Source organism: Nitrospira marina (assembly GCF_059568365.1).
The window spans coordinates 2,397,566-2,418,204 of the sequence record NZ_JCANTH010000001.1 but is presented as its reverse complement, the minus strand read 5'-3'; the positions used below and the strand labels follow the sequence as shown (position 1 = coordinate 2,418,204).

Here is a 20,639-nt window from a genome sequence, read left to right as displayed (position 1 = left end):
TACAATTGGGCTGAATCTTTTGAACATGAAGTCCCTTCATGCTGACATCATTGCTGTGGGTTCAGAATTGCTTCTGGGCGGACGCCTGGATAGTAATTCGATATTTGTCGCACATCTTCTCGCTGAGTGTGGCATTGAGGTTCGGAAAAAAATCTCCGTTGGTGATCAAAAAGGTGATATTCAAGAAGCCCTTCGTGCCTCGCTGAAGCGCGCTCATGTGATCGTCTTGACGGGTGGACTCGGTTCCACATTCGATGATTGTACCCGTGAGGCTGTTGCCGCGACGCTTCAATGTCCACTGATCAAACGAAAAAAAGCCCATGACAATCTCAAGGCTTACTATCAACGCTTTGGAAGACCGGTCACACCGCTATTGGCCAGGCAGGCTTTTCTTCCTTCCCGAGCCATGATGTTGGAAAATGCCGTGGGCACGGCGCCCGGTTTTTTGATGCATAGGGGGCGATCAGTCATTATTGCGTTACCAGGTGTTCCTCGGGAGGCCAAAGTTATGATGGTTTCTCAGGTTCAGCCGATACTCCGAAAGTTATTTAACAGCAACAGGCGCTACTGGCATCATACATTTCAGACTTTTGGAGTGCCCGAATCGGATGTTCAAACACAATTGAATCCTTTTTTAAAGGACAATCGAAGCTTCCAGCTTGGTATCTTAGCTTCGCCCAGGGGAGTGACGGTAGAGGTGAGTTGTTGGATGTTCGACGGCTCTCCCTTCACTGTAAGGAAAAAATTCCCAAGCCTCCTGGAAAGGGATCACATGATTCATCAGATCCGTGATTGTTTAGGCGCCTGGCTCTTTGCGGAAGGTGAACGTACCATGGAAGAAATCGTCGGGGAAGTCTTACGAGCCCGTTCCTGGACCATTGCAGTCGCCGAATCCTGTACCGGAGGATTAGTGGCCCATCGTTTAACTGGCGTGCCCGGCAGTTCGCGTTATGTAAACCGGGGAGTCGTGTCTTATAGTAATGAAGCGAAACGGGAACTCGTGGGAGTTCCCGCCTCGACGCTTCGTCGATATGGGGCCGTGAGCTCACAGGTAGCTATGGCCATGGCCAAAGGAATTCGAATGCGCAGTCGAGTCGATGTGGGAGTTGGAGTCACGGGAATTGCGGGTCCTGGAGGAGGGACTCTGAACAAGCCAGTGGGGCTGGTGTATGGAGCGATTGATGGTCCGCAAGGGCCTCGGAGTCAATGTTGGAGATTTCATGGGGATCGAGCGGAAATTACATTGAAGTCATCTCAGGCTGTTTTGGATTTGATCCGACGATACGGCAATGAAGCGGTATTCTAATCAAAAGAGGCTGCGAGTCTTTTTTGCTGTTGAACTTTCCTCGGACTTGCGTCGGAAAGTAGTGGAACTTCAACGTCAGCTGCGAGAAAACTTACCAGTGGTCAATTGGGTTCGCCCTGAGTCGATACACCTCACACTGAAATTTCTTGGATATGTGGAGGCTTCCATGGTGGAACCGGTTTTGACTGCCATTGAGCCTCTCCGAACAAATCAGCCTCCTCTCACATTAGGGGTTCAGGGACTGGGGGTTTTTCCGCATCTTCGACGTCCACGGATACTGTGGATCGGATGTACGGGAGACATTTCTGCCTTGGTCAATCTGGTTTCACGAATCGAAGGTGCGGTGGAACCGTTAGGCTTTCCTCCTGAGGACAAGCCCTATTTCCCTCATTTGACTTTGGCCAGGATCAAACATGACCAATCTCAGGTTGGTGGCGTACTGACTCATTCCGGCTTACTGGAGCAACCTCAGAACCTTGGGATACTCCATGTTGACCGTATCACACTTTTTCGCAGTGAGGTGAGCCAATCCGGTGCGGAATATACGGCTTTGAGGACGGTGCCATTCAATGAGCCTGGATCACATTTTTCAATCTAAGTTAGGCATTTACCTGTTAAAGAGTGTGGGGTAAGATAGCCGCCACTTTGCATGCTCAGAAATATTGAACAAAAGGATACCCAATGGCAGAACGCGTAGCTCCTCAAAAAGAGACCCAAAAAGACGGAAAAAAACGAGCGCTGGATTTGGCTCTGACCCAAATTGAAAAGCAATTTGGCAAAGGGGCCATTATGAAGCTAGGGACAGAAGACGTTCCTCGTGATATTCCGGCCATTTCGACGGGGTCTCTCGGGCTTGATATGGCCTTGGGCATCGGAGGGTTGCCTCGAGGTCGAATCATTGAGGTCTTCGGACCGGAGTCGTCTGGAAAAACCACGTTGTGCCTGCATGCCATTGCCGAAGCGCAGAAAGCCGGCGGGGCGGCAGCCTTTATCGATGCCGAGCATGCGTTGGATATCACCTATGCTAAAAAGCTAGGGGTCCACACCGATGATCTGCTGGTGGCCCAGCCGGATACTGGCGAACAGGCTCTGGAGATTGCCGAAACGCTGGTTCGAAGCGGGGCGTTGGATATCATTGTCGTTGATTCTGTTGCAGCTTTGGTCCCTCGTGCCGAAATCGAAGGGGAAATGGGAGATTCCCATATGGGGCTTCAGGCGAGATTAATGTCCCAGGCCTTGCGAAAACTAACCGGGGCCATTTCCAAGTCTCAAGCTTCGGTGGTATTTATCAATCAGATTCGCATGAAAATTGGGGTGATGTTTGGTAATCCCGAGACCACGACCGGCGGCAACGCTTTGAAATTTTATTCTTCAGTGCGGTTGGATATTCGCCGGATTGAATCGATTAAAGAGGGGCAGGAAGTGATGGGGAGTCGGGTGCGGGTGAAAGTGGTCAAAAATAAAATGGCGCCACCCTTTAAACAAGCCGAATTTGACGTCATGTTCGCCGAAGGTATTTCCAAAGTCGGGGAATTAGTGGACTTAGGCGTTGAGCGTCGAATCGTAGATAAAGCTGGAGCGTGGTATTCTTATAAGGAGGAACGGCTCGGTCAGGGCCGGGAGGCGGTCAAAACCTTTCTGAAAAGTAATCCGGATATTGCCCAGGACATCGACACGCAATTACGAAACAGCTATGGCCTTTCCGGGGAGCCTCAAAAACAAGAGGAATCATCCACGCCGGTCAGTCCCAACGCAAAAAAATTAGCAGGGGATCGTGACTGATCTGGCCTGGAGGCAAAATCATCTTGAGCAAAAATCATTGATATGATAGCAACTTCACTTGAACTTCGGCAGGCGTTTGTAAGGTACTTCTCGAGCTGTGGGCATACGGTGGTGCCCAGCGGGCCACTCATACCGCAAGCAGATCCTACTCTCCTGTTTACCAACGCGGGTATGAATCAATTTAAAAGTGTGTTCTTGGGTGAGGAATCCCGACCGTATAGCCGGGCTGTCTCCATTCAGAAATGTCTGCGGGCAGGGGGAAAACATAATGATTTGGAAAACGTAGGTTTTACCCGCCGCCATCACACGTTTTTTGAAATGCTGGGCAATTTTTCCTTTGGAGATTATTTTAAAGAGGAAGCGATTGTGTTTGGGTGGGAATTTCTCACTCAAATTGCCGGACTGCCGGCTGATCGATTGTGGGTGACGGTGTTTCGTGAAGATCAGGAGGCCTATGATCTATGGCATACACGAATGGGTATTCCAGAGAGTCGCCTTGTTCGTCTGGGTGAAAAGGACAATTTTTGGCAAATGGGAGAGACGGGTCCCTGTGGTCCTTGCAGCGAAATTCTCATTGATCAGGGTGAGACATTCGGATGTGGGCGGTCAACCTGTGCCGTTGGGTGTGACTGCGATCGATATCTCGAGATTTGGAATTTGGTGTTTATGCAATTTGATCGGGATCCTGTTGGCACGCTCAATCCTCTACCCAGGCCCAGTATTGACACCGGAATGGGGTTAGAGCGTTTGGCAGCGGTGACCCAGGGAGTCGCGTCAAATTATGATAGCGATGTGTTCAGCCCTATTTTGGAACGGATAGGGAAGAGCACCGGACAGGTGTATGGTGCCTCCCCAACGGCTGACCGGTCGATGCGGGTGATTGCGGACCATCTGCGGGCGATGACCTTTTTAATCACTGAAGGGGTGTTGCCATCGAATGAGGGGCGTGGCTATGTCCTGCGACGGATTATGCGTCGAGCCTCACGGCATGGACGGTTATTGGGGGTGGAGCGAGAATTTTTATATGACCTCGTATCCTCCGTGGTTGATCTCATGGATTCGTTTTATCCGGACCTCCGTTCGATGCAGGATACGGTTTCTGAGATTGTGCAGGGGGAGGAAACACGCTTTATTGGAACCTTAGAACAGGCCTTGCCTCTCCTTAATCAAATCCTGGAGGAAGCCAAGCAACAGGGGAGCCACATCTTAGGAGGGGAAGCGGTTTTTAAGTTGTATGATACCTACGGGTTCCCCCTTGATTTGGTGGAAGATGCTGCACGAGAAGAAGGGTTGGTTGTCGATCATGTCGGTTATGAGCAAGCGCTAGAGGCCCAACGTGATCGAGCCAGAAAAACTGCCAGGTTCAGCCAGGCGGAATCTCGAAGCGACCTGGTGAATGCTCTCGGGCAGTTCCCTTTGACTAAATTTGTGGGTTATGCCAGTCAGGAAGATAGAGGGAAACTACTCGCCTTGGTGAAGGACGAGCATGTCATCAAGGAAGCCAAGCAAGGGGAAACGGTGGAGTGTGTCCTGGATACCACGCCTTTTTATCCCGAAGGTGGTGGACAGGTCGGGGATCAAGGAACCTTGGTGGGCCCATCGGCAAGAATTCTCGTCCATGATACTACAAAGCTGGCAAAGGGGTGGTTTCTCCACAAGGGCCAGGTCATCGAAGGATCTGTTCACGTTGGCGATGTTCTCACCGCCACGGTACAGGGTCAACTAAGGCAGAGTGCGGCACGAAATCATACGGCGACCCATCTTCTTCATGCCGCATTGCGGGAAATTTTAGGTCCTCATGTGAAGCAACATGGATCTTTGGTGGGCCCAAATCGATTGCGGTTTGATTTTTCACATTTCAGAGGATTGACCTCCAGAAATATTGAAGAAATCGAAGGACTGGTGAACGAACAAATCCGTCAGAACCTGTCTGTTAAGGTTGAAGAAATGGGAATTCAGGATGCTCTGAGTCGAGGAGCTCTGGCTTTTTTTGGTGATAAGTATGGTGAACAGGTTCGGGTTGTAGAAATGGGTTCGTTTAGTCAGGAGTTGTGCGGGGGAACACATTGTGCTCGAACCGGAGATGTCGGTCTGTTTCGTATCGTGTCCGAAGGAGGTATTGCGGCAGGTGTCCGGCGTATTGAGGCACTCACGGGCGAGGGGGCTGTGGCCCAAACTCAGCATCAGGAGGCCGAATGGAGAGAATTGGCCGCCGTGCTGAAAGCCGGTCCCAATGAAGTCGTTGAAAAAGTCAGGAAACTTGTTGGAACCCTCCGTGATACCGAACGCCAATTAGAGCGTGCGAAACAAAAATTGCTTGATCAGCAGGGTGCTGGTCAGGGAGCGTCGATTCGGGACATAGGCGGAATGCCGATCCTTATCCAGCGAATCGATGGTTTGACTATCCAAGAATTGCGAACCTTCTCTGATAAGCTCCGCCACAAAGTGCCTTCCGGTCTTTTGGTTTTGGGGTCGGTCAAAGAAGGAAAGGTTTCATTGTTGGTTATAGTGGCCAAAGAACAGACTCACAAAATCCCTGCAGGAAAAGTCGCTCAACATGTGGCTCAACTTGTTGGGGGGTCTGGAGGCGGCCGACCAGATATGGCTCAGGCGGGTGGCAATCAACCAGAACAGTTAGATGAGGCCTTGCGGAGCGTATATGATTATGTTGCCTCACATTTAGGTACATTGAAGGAGGAGTAAACTTCCTGATGATGTGGTTGCATGGTTCCCTCCCATGGACCGACGGGGAGCAGTAGGAAAGGGGACGTCGTGACGTGATCCTTGTTAGCCGGACCGTAGTAAGTCTTCTGACGGTGGCAGTACTGGTCTTGGGTGGTTTTGTGTGGATGAATCAACCCATGGGTGGATCAACCCAACCGGTTCTTGTCGAAATCCCACCCGGTACTCCTTTTACGCAGGTATCCCACATTCTCGATCACCATCACCTTATTGGGTCTGAATGGTTTTTTACTCTTTTGGGGCGTGTGCAGCGGGTCGATCGAAATATCATTCCAGGCGAATATGAATTGGATGCGGGAATGCAACCCACCGAATTACTGCACAAACTTGTGAAAGGCGAGGTCTATCAATATGCCATTACCATTCCCGAAGGCTATACCGTGGCACAAATTGCGGACATCCTGGATCAAAAACGTCTTGCCCTCAAGCAGGATATTTTTCGATTAAGCCATGACCCGGTATTTATTCAGAGCCTGAATATCCAGGCCCCTACATTAGAGGGTTATCTTTTTCCTGATACCTACCATTTTTCTCGCTTTACTCCGCCAGAATCCATCATTCGAACATTTGTTCATCGGTTTCATAATGTGATGATTCCAGAACTCAAAAACCGGGCAATGGTCATGGGCATGACTCTTCAACAGGTGTTGACCCTAGCCTCCGTGGTGGAAAAGGAAACCGCTCTGGCAGCCGAACGACCCTTGGTTTCCGGAGTATTTCATAATCGTCTCCGGCTGGGCATTCCCTTGCAAAGCGACCCCACCGTCATCTACGCCCTCGAATCGTTTGATGGAAATATTCGGAAAGCCGATCTGTCGGTAGATAGTCCCTACAACACCTACAAGGTACGCGGGCTTCCTCCAGGACCCATTGCCAATCCGGGTTTGGCTGCAATTCATGCTGCGCTCTATCCTACGACAACCGATTTTGTCTATTTTGTGGCACGGAACGATGGGAGTCATCAATTTTCTGTGACATTAGCGGATCATAATAAGGCGGTAGACCTTTATCAACGACGATCAATTAGTAAACGTGCTTCGTAAGTGAGTGATTGTGTAATATCCGCTATGGGTGTTCATGATGCATTAAGCCGACTGGGATTAAAGCTGCCTGTGGCACCTTGTCCTGTCGGATCATATGTTCCGGCTCGTCAGGCAGGAGACTTAATCTTTGTGAGTGGGGTGCTGCCTTTTCGTGACGGGCTAATTGTGCATCCTGGAAAACTCGGGCGAGAACTGACGGTAGAGGAAGGAGCTGCCGCTGCTCAATTAGCCATGCTAAATGGGTTAGCCATCCTCCAGGAGATGATGGGAGATCTTGCCTCTCTTAAACAGGTGGTGCGTTTGACGGGGCATGTAGCGTCCGTGGAGGGTTTTGTGGATCAGCCTGCGGTGATTAACGGGGCTTCTGATTTGTTGGTCAAGCTGTTTGGAGATGCCGGGCGTCATGCCAGATTGGCTCTTGGGGCCTTCGAATTACCTCTTCATGCTCCAATTGAGCTTGAATTGATCGTTCAAGTGTCTCACCTCTAAGCTGGTTCGTATTCCTTAATCATCCCTTCAGCATGTGCAACCCCGACTCCTGCTTTTGTAAGGATTGACTCCCCTTGGTCCTGTAGCCGGTTCATTTGAGATTTCAGGGGTTGCTATGGCTCGATATCTGAATTGGTTTCAGCGATGTTTTTTCATTTTGGGTTGTTCAAATCGGAAGACCGCCATTAGGAGGGTCAGGAGATCTTTTCATAATGTGGTGTGAGACTTTTTTACTCCCATTTGGTCCTAAAATGGCATTTGGTAAACAAAGAGTTTTGCTGAAAATCTATGATATGAAATGGCTGTGACTGTTCATCTTTCTGTTGGTGCAGTTCTCTAAATTGACGCATGAAAAGATCGCTTGATATAGTCATTTTGGACACCCGCTCTGACTTGGTTCCATCCCCTGTGTTGGTAGCCACGAAGTTGGGTTGGCTCCTCTTCCCAGTTTGATTTAATGAAGAAGTCCATTGTTCATACCTAATTCATTTTTTGGATCAATAAGCAAGGTTTGTTACCTATGAAAAGAGTTCGAAGTCTCATGAGCGTTGCCTTAAGTTTTTTTCTTTTTTCATCAGTGGCCTATGCTGAAATGTTCCCTTCCAATGGACCTCCGGGCACGACAGTGACCATTAGTGGGGAAGGGTTTGGTGAATTCCAAAATACGCAGGCTAATCGAGTGGAATTTCAGGGGGTCTCGGCGCTCATTCAATCCTGGGAACCTGATTTCATTCTGGTTAAAGTGCCTTTGCAGGCTCGCTCCGGCCCGGTAATGGTTATCAACGGATCGGCCAAAAAAGAAGCCGGAATTTTTTCTGTTACCAATGTCCGTATTGCCAGCTTGAATCCTTCGAAAGCCGAAGCGGGTTCCTTGCTCACGATTGTTGGTGAACATTTCGGCAATACGGCTGGGTCTCGTGATCCCAATACCATGTTCGGGGTCAATCAAGTAATAATCAATGGGATTCGGGCGGAGGTACGACGGTGGCGGCCTACTAAAATTGAAGTTCTCATTCCGGCTAATGCCAAGTCCGGTAATGTGGAAGTGCGCTTAGCGTCAAGCGACCCACTACCGGATGGATCATGTTGTGCTCCTGTTGAGTATGCGGTCAGTAATGCCGTCCCTTTGACCATAATTCCTTCTATTGCCTTTGATCCTACTGAGGGCCCAATCGGGAGTAAGGTCATATTGTCGGGTCTGGGGTTTGGAGAAAGCCGACCTGAAGATGGACGAATATATTTTGGGGGAAAGCCTGCGATCATTGCACAGTGGTCCGATCGAACCATCGTGGCCCATGTGCCGTTAAATGCCAAATCAGGCTCTTTGATGCTCCATCGAGAAGGAAAGGAGCGGGAGATTGGGACCTTTACCATATTGACTAGTCAGATATCAGGAATGACTCCCCCTCAAGGACCAATTGGAACACTCGTGACGATTAAGGGGAAAAATTTTGGTGTGTATTCAGAAGCCGGCGGCACTGCATATGCCTTTGATTTTCTTTCCGGGGGCAACGGGGTGGAGATTGGGGGAGTGCCGGCTGTCATTCACCGTTGGCTTGATGAACAAATCGATGTATGGGTGCCATTCAGCGCAAAAAGCGGGCCGGTGATTGTGAAACGTGGAGGAGCTACTCCTAAAAATGATGGCACCTGTTGTGAACGACAAGAGATTGTGACATTAAAGGCCGGAGATTTTACTGTTGTTCAGCCGGAAATTCACTCCTATTCCCCTAAAGAAGCCGGCTTGGACGAAGTCGTGACTATTACTGGTAAGGGATTTGGTGAATTTCTGAAAATCTCCGAAGCCACTCGTTTATCTCTCAATCAGGATGCCCATGACTGGCAAAACTACAGATTAGGGCAGGATGTGTCTCGCAGTGAGGTGCTGGTGAACGGCATTGCAACCCATGTCGAATCATGGACCGATAAGGAGATTAGGATCCGTGTCCCTCGCCGTCCGGCCTTTGGTTTTGGAAACCCCGAAGGTTTTGAGCCTGACCTCACTAAAGGGGAACTGATTTTGAAACGAGGGTCATGGGATATGCTCGATACCGGCGAATGCTGTACGCCAAAAAAGTATATTACTATCGTGGGGGGGCCATTTACGATTTTACAGAGAGGCCTTCCTGACAAAGATTATTGGAATGAAAAAGGGCGAGCACAGTAATGAATTCTGGCATAATTGGGAAACATGATCTAATGAAAAATCGCCCTGCCTGGAATCGAATGGTGAAAGGTCTGTGTGTGTTGGGAGTCCTTGCTGGTATAGCCTTAGTTGTGGACCCTCAGCCAACCTTTCCTCAAACCACTCCGTCTGCTCTCACACTCCAGGCCAGTCCTACCAAGGTAACCTTTCTTGGTGTGCATTTTCTGGATGCCAGGAAGGGATGGATCGTTGGAGCAGGAGGAACGATTCTTCACACCGACGACGGTGGAGCTACCTGGAATTCGAGCCCTCGACGCACCAATGCGTTATTAACTGCGGTGACCTTTGCGGGTGCAAAGCACGGATGGATTCTTGGACAAAACGGAACGATATTGCATACTGTAGATGGTGGAAAACGGTGGATTCCGCAGGAGAGTGGGACAAATGGAACCCTCTACGCGGCTGATTTTCTTACACCTGAACATGGATGGGTGGTCGGTTCCCGTGGCGTCATTTTACACACTGAAGACGGGGGAGAGAGCTGGGCTGATCAGGTCAGTGGGACGACAGCAGATCTGTTTGGAGTTCATTTTCTTAATGAAAAACATGGTTGGGCCGTTGGTGCCCTGGGTGTCATCTTGGCGACTACTGACGGGGGAAAGAGTTGGGGGCTCCAGACCACCAATAATCCCGCCACATTTTTTGATATTGTGTTTACGGATAATGTGGCTGGATGGGTTGTTGGGACGCAGGGAACTATGTTCCAAACGCTGAATGGAGGCGAAGTATGGGTTGATCACACTCGACCATGTGGAAGTCCATGTATTAAACCCGCCGATTTGGTGAATATTAGTTTTATAAACCCACTGGTTGGTCGAATTGTTGGTGAGCGGGGGACCATTTTAGAGACTCATAACGCGGGCTTTACATGGCAGGAAATCGAACCCCTTAACTCTGAAACCCTATACGCTCAATCATTCCTTGAACTTTCCAATGGGTTTGCTGTGGGAGACCATGGGACGATCATTCGTTTGAATTCTTCGCCATCTCATCCCTAGTGCTGGGCCCTTCCGTTGTATTCTTCACAGATAGTTCAATCTGGCCTGTAGAATGACTAATGAAGCCAGGCTGGCTGTCTCTGCTCGTAAAATTCCCTGTCCCAACGAGGCAAAAACAACATTCCGGTTTTTGGCCATCTGTCGTTCCTCTTTAGTCCAACCTCCTTCTGGGCCGATGAACACCGTAATGCCGTTTGGATCATCAGATGGTAAGTCTATGGTCGATAGTGAAGCCTTCTCCTGCCTCTCGGCCAACATGATTTGTACCCCTTTATTTTTCTGCCGTAGAAAATCCTGAAAGGTCTGTATGGGGAGTATCTTTGGGATGCTCCATCGCTCACTTTGCTGTGCCGCTTCCAAAGCAATGCGATCCCATCGTTCCTGATAATTTCTTGCATGTGAGGGAGACACTTGTGGAATGACTCTTTCGGTAATCAGTGGTACAAGCGCATGGACCCCAAGTTCGGTGGCTTTTTGGATGACCCAGGCCATTTTCTCTCCTTTTAAAATTGCTTGTGCCAAGGTGATAGGGGTAGTGGATGAGAGTGGGGATTCTTGAATACTCAGAACCGTCGAGTAGATAGCCTGCTTGGTTATTTGAAGAATTGTTGTATGGTATCGAAAGTTTCGCTCATCATTAAGAATCAGCTGGTCTCCCGGTCTCATTCGTAAACTTTTTGAAAGATGGCTGAATAAGGGGTCGGAGATCGTGATTCTTTCATCATCAACCTGGGTTGAGTGGATGAAAAAGACGGGCATCTGTTTCCGTGAGGATGGAGAGGCAGTAAAAGAGGCAGGTTAATCAAACATGTTTTTAACTTTATCGAACAGGCCTTCTCCTTGCGTGTCCGTAGATATTCCGCACTCCTCCGCATAGGCGGAAAGGAGTTCGTGTTGTTTTGGGGTCAGTTTGGTAGGAATTTGAATTTTAGTCCGAATCAGTTGATCCCCACGAGTTTGGGACTTAAGCCCAGGAGCGCCCAACCCTTTGAGGCGGAGAATTTGATCGTGTTGGGTTCCACTAGGTATTTTTACCATAGTTGTTCCACTTAATGTAGGCACTTCGACTTTTCCCCCAAGTGTCGCTGTTACGAAATCCAGGCGAAGATCATAGAGTATCTCTTGGCCTTTCCGTTGAAAGTGCGGATGAGGCCGTACATTGAGTGCCACATACAAATCTCCAGGAGGTCCGCCATTCATGCCATGTTCGCCTTCATGGGAAAGTCGAAGTCTCATGCCGGATTCGACTCCAGCTGGAATGGTGACTGCTAAAAGCCGTTCCTTGTGAACGCGTCTTTGTCCTCTACATGTTTTGCACGGGTCAGCAATGACTTGACCTGTCCCTTGGCATTGTCCACAGGTTCGATTAATGGTGAAAAAACCCTGTTGTAACCGTATTTGTCCGGCCCCACGGCATGCGGAACAGGGTTTGACGGCTTGATCGGATTTCGCGCCAGTTCCATTGCAGGTTTCACAGACTTCCCAACGAGGAATTTTGAGTTTGGCTTCCTTGCCGTTAATGGCCTCTTCAAAGGAAATTTCTAAGTTATATTGAAGATCATTGCCCTGTTCGGCTCGATTATGCCCCCTGCCTCCACCGAAAAAGTCCTCAAAGATATCCCCAAACATATCTCCGAAGCCGCCACCTCCAAACCCGAATCCATCGGCTCCTCCTCCCTGGCCAGCCGCTGCATGACCAAACATGTCATATTTTCTTCGGCGATCTGGATCGCTGAGCACTTCATAGGCTTCCCCGGCTTCCTTAAACTTTTCCTCAGCCGCTTTTTTCTGAACTGGGTCGGCATGCAGGTCCGGGTGATGTTGCCTGGCAAGTTTTCTAAAGCCTTTTTTAATGTCTTCTTCCGAGGCATTGCGGTCCACCCCGAGAATTTCATAATAATCTCGTTTTTGGGTCTGTGCCATCAGCGTTTTCCAAAGGTGGAATAATGTATGCCCATGTGGATCAATCAGTTCAAAAGTTTTTAATTTTTGCCTTTATCAACTTCTTCAAATTCTGCATCTACAACTTTTTCCTCACTGCCAGCGCTTTCACCGCCAGTGGTTCCAGGGCCGTCTTCTGGTCCAGAGCCGCTGCCAGTGGCATCCGTAGAAGCCTTTTTGTACATTTCCTCTGCTAATTTATGAGAGGCAGTGGTGAGGTTTTGCATGGCGGTTTTAATCGCTTCGAGGTCCGTTCCCTCCATAGCTTTTCGAAGTCCGTCTACCGCCTCGGTGATGTTGGACTTCTCCGTTTCCTCAATCTTGTCTCCATGTTCGCTCAAATTCTTTTCTGTACTATAAATAAGGGTATCGGCTTGGTTCTTGACTTCGACCAATTCCCGTTTCTTTTTGTCTTCTTCGGTATGACTTTGAGCTTCCTTAACCAAACGCTCAACTTCTTCCTTACTTAATCCGCTAGATGCCGTGATCTTGATTGATTGTTCTTTTTGGGTGGCCATATCTTTGGCTGAGACATGCACAATGCCATTAGCGTCGATATCAAATGTGACTTCAATTTGCGGAACACCTCTTGGTGCCATCGGAAGGCCCACTAAATCAAACTGTCCCAATAGTTTATTGTCATTGGCCATTTCCCGCTCACCTTGGAAGACTCTGATGGTCACGGCAGTTTGGTTGTCGGCAGCGGTTGAAAAAATTTGACTCTTTTTGGTGGGGATGGTGGTGTTGCGTTCGATGAGTTTCGTGAAGATTCCCCCTAATGTTTCGATGCCGAGTGAAAGCGGGGTGACATCCAATAACAGGACATCCTTCACATCTCCCTTGAGGACTCCACCCTGAATGGCCGCACCGATTGCCACGACTTCATCAGGATTCACTCCACGGTGGGGTTCTTTTCCAAAAAATTGCTTAACTCGTTCAATCACTTTGGGCATCCGAGTCATTCCACCTACCAAGACAATTTCATTGATGTCGCTGGTGGTCATGTCAGCATCGGCAAGAGCTTTTTTGCAAGGTTCGATGGTCCGCTCAATTAAATCATTCACCAATTGCTCGTATTTTGACCTGGTGAGTTTAAGTACCAAATGTTTTGGTCCACTGGCATCGGCGGTGATGAAGGGTAGGTTTATTTCGGTTTCTTGGGAGGAGGAAAGCTCGATTTTTGCTCGTTCGGCTGCTTCTTTCAGTCGTTGCAGGGCCATTCGATCATTCCGTAAATCGATTCCTTGATCTTTTTTGAATTCTTCAACCAACCAATCCATGACCCGAAGATCAAAGTCGTCTCCGCCCAAAAAGGTATCACCATTTGTGGATTTGACTTCAAAGACTCCTTCTCCGATTTCTAGAATGGAAACGTCAAAGGTTCCACCCCCAAGATCGTAGACCGCGATACGTTCATCTTTTTTCTTGTCGAGTCCATAGGCCAGTGATGCTGCAGTCGGCTCATTAATGATGCGCAAGACATTTAAGCCCGCGATCTTCCCTGCGTCCTTGGTAGCCTGGCGTTGGCTATCATCAAAATAGGCTGGGACCGTAATGACAGCATCTGTCACCTTTTCTCCTAAATAATCTTCAGCGGTTTGCTTCATTTTTTGAAGGATCATGGCTGAAACTTCTGCTGGACTATAGCTTTTCCCTCGAATGATGACGTGGGCATCCCCATTAGCACCTTCGGCCGTTTTATAGGATAGCCGGTTTGCGGCATTTTTGACCTCGGAAGAAGAGTATTTTCTTCCCATCAGACGTTTCACCGAATAAATAGTGTTCTCCGGATTGGTTATGGCTTGCCGTTTGGCAATCTGTCCGACCAATCGTTCGTCTTTGTCGGTCAAAGCCACAACCGAAGGGGTGGTCCGTCCGCCTTCTGAATTGGCAATGACCGTTGGGTCTCCACCGCTCATTACGGCCACGCAAGAATTTGTTGTTCCTAAGTCAATCCCAATAATTTTGCTCATACGTGTATTCCTCCCTCTTCACCAGATTCTTCAGTCGAACCAGGTTCTGTCAGTTCTGATTTTTCTTTTGCCACGCTTACCATAGCCGGACGTAAAATGCGATCGTGCAATAAATATCCTTTTTGAAATTCCTCGATGACCGTGTTCGGCTCCATATTTTCCGATTCCACCTGGGTCACTGCTTGATGAATAGCAGGATCAAAGGCGTTTCCTGTGGTGCTGAGTTGTCGAACGCCAACTTTGCCCACGGTTTCCAGAAATTGTTTGTGGGTAAGCTCTACCCCCTCTAGTAATGGGCCACTCGTTCCTGCATCTTTCGCGCATTGAATGGCTCGCTCAAGGTTATCAATAATAGGAAGTAAATTTTTCAATAATGATTCATTGCCAAATCGAATAGAATCGCTCTGATCCCGCTGGGCTCGGCGTTTGTAGTTTTCAAATTCTGCGGCCAGGCGCAAATATTTATCTTGGAAAATTTGAAGTTCCTCTTCAGGCGTTCCGCCATTTTCAGAAGCACTTTCTGATGTGTCCTCGGTCGAATGTTCTTGAGGACTGACTTCTTCTGTAGTCACTTCTCCAGTAGGTTCCTCTGTTGAGGACATGGTTTTACCTTTTCCCGATTGTTGCGTCATAAATGACCAGTAAGAAGAGAGAGACATTTCAAATTGCTTATCGCAAGTTAGATAGTCACTTCATCTGGCAAGTCAACCCATCTTCTTAAATTTCTTATGATTTTTGGTTAAGCTAAAGTAATTAAACATCAGGAGATGAGTTATCCACAGGAATGGTTCATGCGATCATAGAGGAGCTTTAAGCCTTCTAAAGTAAGGTTGGGTCTAACCTCCTGAATAGTGTGCGAAATTGGAACGATTGTTTGGGCCAACCCGCCAGTCGCGATGACAAGCGGGGATTCTCCGATTTCCTGTTGAATTCTCCTCACGATTTCATCAACCAATCCAGCATATCCATACATGATTCCTGCCTGCATACTGGAAGTCGTGTCTTTGCCAATCACGGATGCCGGGATAACCAAATCAACTTTTGGAAGCTTTGCTGTTTTGGTGTGGAGGGTATCTGCTGCGCTTTTTAAGCCAGGCGCAATGGTTCCACCTAGGTACTCGCCTTGTTGAGTGACAATACAAAATGTGGTCGCGGTCCCAAAATCCACAATAATCAGATATCGTCTATACCGGGCAAATGCTGCAGCCGCATTGACGAGACGGTCTGTCCCGATTTCCTCTGGGTTACTGTACCGGAGGATGAGCCCATGAGGACATGCGCTGGTGACGATGAGAGGTTGTTGTCCGAATAGTGATTGGGCCAACATGTCGAAAATATGTGTGAGAGGGGGGACCACACTAGTGACAATACAGCCTAAGATATCTCCGGGCAGGATTTTATGAAATTGAAGGAGGGAGCGAAGAATAATGCTGTATTCATCTGGAGTCTTGGAATGGTCGGTGGATAAGCGCCAGTGTGAGATCAGGATGCTGTCTTGAAAAACCCCACAGACAATTTGTGAGTTTCCAATGTCGATGGCTAAAAGCATAATAAAAAGTCACTCCTTGTGAGCAGTCCTTCAGAGATGGGTCATGGTTGGGCGGTTGTGCGAAGATGAAGGATTTCGCCGGAATGAATATCTCGAATCCTAGCTGATTGATCGTTTGGGTCGGAAGGGGAAGGAATGACTCGGAGTTGGCCATGTTCTCCTATGGAATGAGCCAGCCCCTGGAGTTGGCTTCCATCAGGAAACTGAACTTGAATGGTCTGTCCAATGGTGCTACACCAATGCTTATATTCCACAAGATAAGACCGAGGCCCGTTGGACCTCAGATTGTCCCAGTTTTTTTCCAGCGAGGTGATCACCTTCATAATGAGCTCTTCTCGGTCCACAGTACAATGACATTGGATCTGAAGAGAAGTCGCGCTCGTTTGAAGTTCTAAAGGGAATTCCGATTGAGTGAGGTTAACGTTTATCCCAAATCCGATTACCACGCAGAAATGGTTTGTTGGATTCCGAAAAGAATCACATAAAATGCCACCCAATTTACGTCCTCCAATTAATAAGTCATTGGGCCACTTTAGATCGACACGAATAGATGTCTGTTGTTCGAGTGCCTGGGCAATGGCCACTCCGGCCATGAGAGGAGCCCATCCTAAATATTGAATGGGTGTCTCATGAACAAAAAGGAGAGATCCGTAAATATTGGACTTGCCTGGAGAAAACCAAGACCGATCTAATCGACCTCGTCCCGCGGTTTGTCTGTCGGCCAGAATGACGGTTCCAGAAAGTGCTTGGTTCTTGGCTTTTTCCATCGCAAACGCATTGGTTGAGGCTAATTCATCAAAAATATAAAGGGTTTCGCCAAATTTTTTTGAGGGGAGAAGGGCGGCTAGTTTTGTGGAGGATACCACTGGTAGGTCAGGGGGTTAGAGGAAAATCAGTCTCATGGTTGGCGGTTTTGAGGACGTCTTTTTGTTCGGAGAGGAACGATCTCCATGGAGAGGTCCATGGATGGGGCGGAATGTGTGAGTGCTCCAATCGAGATGAAATCCGGTCCGGCTTCTGCCATATCTCGAACATTGTCCAAGGTCATGCCTCCTGATACTTCCACCAAGGCCTGCTTTTGGATGATGTCTATGGCCTGTCTGACATGATCGGGGGTCATGTTATCCAATAAAAGGATATCGGCTTTTCCCTTCAAGGCCTGTCGGACCTGAGCAATCGTTTCGACTTCCACGCTAATTTGAAGGCCATGCGGGGCATGTTGCCTGGCCCATAAACAAGTCTGCGTGATGTTCATCCGTTGGGATGCCATAACCATCAAGTGATTATCTTTAATGAGAATGCCGTCATGGAGTGAGAAGCGATGATTTTTACCCCCGCCAAGGCGGACGGCCCATTTTTCTAAGGCCCTGAGTCCCGGTGTTGTTTTTCGTGTGTCCACTAAAGCGACTGGATAATCACGAACAGCCTCGCAGAACTGATGGGTGAGCGTGCTGATTCCCGAAAGCCGTTGGAGGAAATTCAGGGCGATTCGTTCGCCCTGAAGGAGCGATTGCGCCTTTCCTTTCATGCTCAGGATAGTGGTTGACGGGCGCACCATGTTTCCATCGCCAGCATGAGTGGTAAGTTCAAGGGTTGAATCGACTGATTGGAACACCTCCCTGGCAACGGCCACACCTGCCACGACCATGTGGGTTTTCGCGATGATGTCGGCGCGAGCTAATAGAGTTGGTGGAATGAGAAGGGTTGAGGTCAGGTCTCCGTAGGCAAGGTCTTCTTCCAGCGCAGCGCTGATTACGCGCCGAATGGAAAAAAGAGGAGGAGGCGAGGCGAGAGAAGATGCACCCATCAGGTCGTCATGGAAACCAGTTGTTGTTCCGTCATATTCAGAATTCCCAACTCATCGATCAGCTTGGTACGGCGGTCTTCTGATTCCTGGATCACGGAAGGCTCCGCTTTCTCCCTGAATTCAGAAGAGGATAACCGGCTGCCAAGGCGCTGCACTTCCTTCTCTTTTTCTCCAATTTGTTTCTGAATTTTTTTGACCACTTCATGAAGGTTAATCTCATTGGGAACAGGGATGCCAATAGTGCTGAAATGACCAGAAGGCAATTGTAATGTACGGAGAGAAGGGATGCCCTGGTCTGTGATGACCGATGAGCGCAGAATTGACTCGATATAGGGCGCAAGAAAGGTCAAAATGGCCGTGTCATTGACCTGGGTGCTTGCTCCATAGATCGAAGGGGTTTGAGCGGAGGAAATATTCAGGAAGGCTCGCCCGGTTCTTGCCGTGTTGACAAACGCTTGGAGAAATAAAAAAGCCTGTTCGGCTTCAGCATTGACCCATTCCGGCTTTTCAGCGGGAAAGGGTTGCGTCATGATTGATGGCCCTTCGTGCGGGAAGGATTGCCATATTTCTTCGGTAATAAATGGCATCACGGGGTGTAACAGCCGTTGGATGATTTCAAATGATTCCAAAAGTGTCTGGCGGGTGACAGGCGCATCAGGATGGTTTTCCTGTTGGAGGCAGGGTTTGGCGAGTTCTATGAACCAATCACAATATTCATGCCAGACGAATTGATAGAGTGCAGAGGCGGCTTGGTCAAAGCGATAGTCTTCAAAGGCATTGCTCACTTCACGGATCGTATGGTTCAGTCGGCTGAGAATCCATCGATCTGGAAAAGGACGGAACTCTGCTGCGAGTGATGTCCGGGGTCCGTCCGCATAGAGATGTATAAATCGTGCGGCATTCCAGAGTTTTGTGACAAAATTTCGATATCCTTCAATGCGTTCCTCGGCCAGTTTAATGTCCCGGCCAGGAGAGGCCATTGAGGCCAGGGTGAACCGCAGGGCATCCGTTCCATATTGTCGCATTTTGGTTAGGGGATCAATCACATTTCCTTTGGATTTGCTCATCTTCTGACCCTCGGCGTCTCGAACCAGGGCATGAATGTACACATCACGGAAGGGGACCTGCCCCGTAAATTTCAGGCCCATCATGATCATTCTGGCAACCCAAAAAAAGAGAATGTCCAGTCCGGTGACTAGGGTTGCTGTTGGGTAAAATGATTTGAAGTCATCTGTGTTTTCTGGCCACCCGAGTGTAGAAAACGGCCAGAGGGACGATGAAAACCAGGTATCCAATACATCAGGGTCTTGAAAAAGGTTGGTCCCGCCGCATGTTGGACAGGATTGTGGTGGAATTCTCGAGACAATGGGTTGGGCATCGGGTGTGATAAAGCAGCTCATTGTAAGGTCGGAAGAAATCATTTTGTCGCCAGGGGCTTCGCCAACCCGGCTAGTTTGGAGTAACTCGTCCTTGTTGCAGATTCGACAGTACCAGGCGGGAATTTGATGTCCCCACCAGATTTGGCGAGAAATGCACCAATCTTTGATCTGGCGCATCCAGCCCAGATAATTGTTTTTCCATCCATCGGGAATGATTCGAATGTGTCCGGTTTCGACCGCTTGGATGGCAGGAGTTGCCAAAGGTTGGATTTTGACGAACCATTGCGGTGAAAGATAGGGTTCGACAACGGTTTTACATCGATAACATTTCCCGATAGCCATGGCGTGATCTTCAACCTTTAAGAGAAGTTCTTGCTTTTCCAGGGCTTCTATCACTATGGTGCGGGCTTTCTGGACTGACTTGAGGTTGAGTATGGTTTGAAGTCTGGAGTCTGCTTGAGCTTCTTGAAGTCCTGAAGGGCTCATTCGAGCTTGGAAATCGAGTATGGACAGGCGCGGAAGACCGTGTCGCTCGCCTGCTTCAAAGTCATTAAAGTCATGAGCAGGTGTAATTTTGACGGCTCCGGTTCCAAATTCCCGGTCAACTAATATCGGATCAGCTAAAATGGGAATGGTTCGTGTCGTTAAAGGGACGCGAACTTCTTTGCCAATATACTGCTGGTAGCGAGGATCCTCAGGGTGGACAGCCACTGCGGTATCTCCCAAGACGGTCTCTGGTCTGGTAGTGGCCACCATAAGAAATTCTGTTGGATCGTCAGCGAGGAAATACTGAATGTGATAAAGCTTTCCTTTAATTGGTTCGTGCTCGACTTCAATGTCGGACAGGGCTGTCAGGCAGCGCGGGCACCAATTTATTAAACGTTCCCCTCGGTAAATAAGTCCTTCCTCGTACAGACGAACAAACACCTCTCGAACAGCCCGGGAAAGTCCTTCGTCCATGGTAAACCGGAGACGAGACCAATCGCAGGAGGCTCCTAACTGTTTTAATTGTTCGATAATAGTATCTCCCGATTGGTGTCTCCACTTCCAGACCCGGTCGATGAAGGCCGAGCGCCCGACGTGTTCTCGTGACTGACCTTCCTGCGCGAGTTGCCGCTCGACTACATTTTGGGTCGCAATCCCCGCATGGTCTGTCCCAGGAACCCAAAGAGTCTTTAATCCCTGCATGCGTCGCCATCGAACGATAATGTCCTGGATGGTCGTATTGAGGGCATGGCCGATGTGGAGTGATCCGGTGACATTGGGCGGAGGAATGACCAGGCAAAATGATTGAGACTGGTTGCCGAGGTCAGGCTGGAAGAGATGGTGCTCCATCCAATAGGACCCCCACCGCTGCTCGACTTCATTAGGATTGTAGGTTTTTTCTAACTGTGAAGATGACATACTATTATTGATAGGGTGTT

16 protein-coding genes are annotated in these 20,639 nt (G+C 48.9%); 8 read left to right on the top strand and 8 right to left on the bottom strand.

What is annotated here, in order from left to right; translation table 11 throughout:
* Nucleotides 1-25 precede the first annotated feature (25 nt).
* From LX98_RS10030 to LX98_RS09995, 8 genes are all read left to right on the top strand, one after another.
* The gene (locus LX98_RS10030; RefSeq protein WP_496428767.1) at nt 26-1,306 is read left to right on the top strand and encodes a CinA family nicotinamide mononucleotide deamidase-related protein; all 1,281 of its coding nucleotides are present in this window, start codon (nt 26-28) and stop codon (nt 1,304-1,306) included.
* Entirely contained in the window at nt 1,290-1,904 is a 615-nt protein-coding gene (thpR, locus tag LX98_RS10025) for an RNA 2',3'-cyclic phosphodiesterase (protein ID WP_496428766.1), read from the top strand. Before LX98_RS10030 ends, thpR begins: the two co-directional genes overlap by 17 nt.
* Before the next feature lie 83 nt (nt 1,905-1,987).
* Nucleotides 1,988-3,088 carry a recombinase RecA gene (gene recA, locus LX98_RS10020; protein ID WP_496428765.1) on the top strand — a complete coding sequence of 367 codons (1,101 nt, stop codon included), beginning with the start codon at nt 1,988-1,990 and terminating at the stop codon, nt 3,086-3,088.
* A 42-nt stretch (nt 3,089-3,130) separates the two neighbouring features.
* Nucleotides 3,131-5,791 carry an alanine--tRNA ligase gene (gene alaS, locus LX98_RS10015; RefSeq protein ID WP_496428764.1) on the top strand — a complete coding sequence of 887 codons (2,661 nt, stop codon included), beginning with the start codon at nt 3,131-3,133 and terminating at the stop codon, nt 5,789-5,791.
* A gap of 74 nt (nt 5,792-5,865) precedes the next feature.
* Entirely contained in the window at nt 5,866-6,873 is a 1,008-nt protein-coding gene (mltG, locus tag LX98_RS10010; RefSeq protein WP_496428763.1) for an endolytic transglycosylase MltG, read from the top strand.
* A 24-nt stretch (nt 6,874-6,897) separates the two neighbouring features.
* A complete protein-coding gene (locus LX98_RS10005) occupies nt 6,898-7,362 on the top strand; it encodes an Atu1372/SO_1960 family protein (protein WP_496428762.1) in 465 nt (154 codons plus the stop codon).
* A 541-nt stretch (nt 7,363-7,903) separates the two neighbouring features.
* Nucleotides 7,904-9,529: an IPT/TIG domain-containing protein gene (locus LX98_RS10000; RefSeq protein WP_496428761.1), complete on the top strand. Its 1,626-nt coding sequence runs from the start codon at nt 7,904-7,906 to the stop codon at nt 9,527-9,529.
* A gap of 32 nt (nt 9,530-9,561) precedes the next feature.
* Nucleotides 9,562-10,566 (top strand): YCF48-related protein, encoded by a 1,005-nt coding sequence (locus LX98_RS09995; RefSeq protein WP_496428760.1) that lies wholly within the window; start codon nt 9,562-9,564, stop codon nt 10,564-10,566.
* A 24-nt stretch (nt 10,567-10,590) separates the two neighbouring features.
* Here the strand turns inward: LX98_RS09995 and LX98_RS09990 are convergent, their stop codons facing one another.
* The 8 genes from LX98_RS09990 to LX98_RS09955 all read right to left on the bottom strand — a co-directional run bounded on the left by LX98_RS09990 (nt 10,591) and on the right by LX98_RS09955 (nt 20,619).
* The gene (locus LX98_RS09990) at nt 10,591-11,325 is read right to left on the bottom strand and encodes a 16S rRNA (uracil(1498)-N(3))-methyltransferase (RefSeq protein ID WP_496428759.1); all 735 of its coding nucleotides are present in this window, start codon (nt 11,323-11,325) and stop codon (nt 10,591-10,593) included.
* Nucleotides 11,326-11,364: 39 nt separating this feature from the next.
* The gene (gene dnaJ / locus LX98_RS09985; protein WP_496428758.1) at nt 11,365-12,489 is read right to left on the bottom strand and encodes a molecular chaperone DnaJ; all 1,125 of its coding nucleotides are present in this window, start codon (nt 12,487-12,489) and stop codon (nt 11,365-11,367) included.
* A 59-nt stretch (nt 12,490-12,548) separates the two neighbouring features.
* Nucleotides 12,549-14,480, bottom strand: coding sequence for a molecular chaperone DnaK (dnaK, locus tag LX98_RS09980; protein WP_496428757.1), 1,932 nt, complete (start codon nt 14,478-14,480; stop codon nt 12,549-12,551).
* The gene (gene grpE / locus LX98_RS09975) at nt 14,477-15,139 is read right to left on the bottom strand and encodes a nucleotide exchange factor GrpE (protein WP_496428756.1); all 663 of its coding nucleotides are present in this window, start codon (nt 15,137-15,139) and stop codon (nt 14,477-14,479) included. The genes dnaK and grpE overlap by 4 nt, the downstream gene beginning before the upstream one ends.
* A gap of 113 nt (nt 15,140-15,252) precedes the next feature.
* Entirely contained in the window at nt 15,253-16,029 is a 777-nt protein-coding gene (locus tag LX98_RS09970) for a type III pantothenate kinase (protein ID WP_496428755.1), read from the bottom strand.
* Between the two features lie 41 nt (nt 16,030-16,070).
* Entirely contained in the window at nt 16,071-16,895 is an 825-nt protein-coding gene (locus LX98_RS09965) for a biotin--[acetyl-CoA-carboxylase] ligase (protein WP_496428754.1), read from the bottom strand.
* A gap of 32 nt (nt 16,896-16,927) precedes the next feature.
* Nucleotides 16,928-17,836, bottom strand: coding sequence for a carboxylating nicotinate-nucleotide diphosphorylase (gene nadC / locus LX98_RS09960; protein ID WP_496428753.1), 909 nt, complete (start codon nt 17,834-17,836; stop codon nt 16,928-16,930).
* Nucleotides 17,836-20,619, bottom strand: a complete 2,784-nt coding sequence (locus tag LX98_RS09955) for a valine--tRNA ligase (protein ID WP_496428752.1) — start codon at nt 20,617-20,619, stop codon at nt 17,836-17,838. Before LX98_RS09955 ends, nadC begins: the two co-directional genes overlap by 1 nt.
* Between the last annotated feature and the right edge of the window lie 20 nt (nt 20,620-20,639).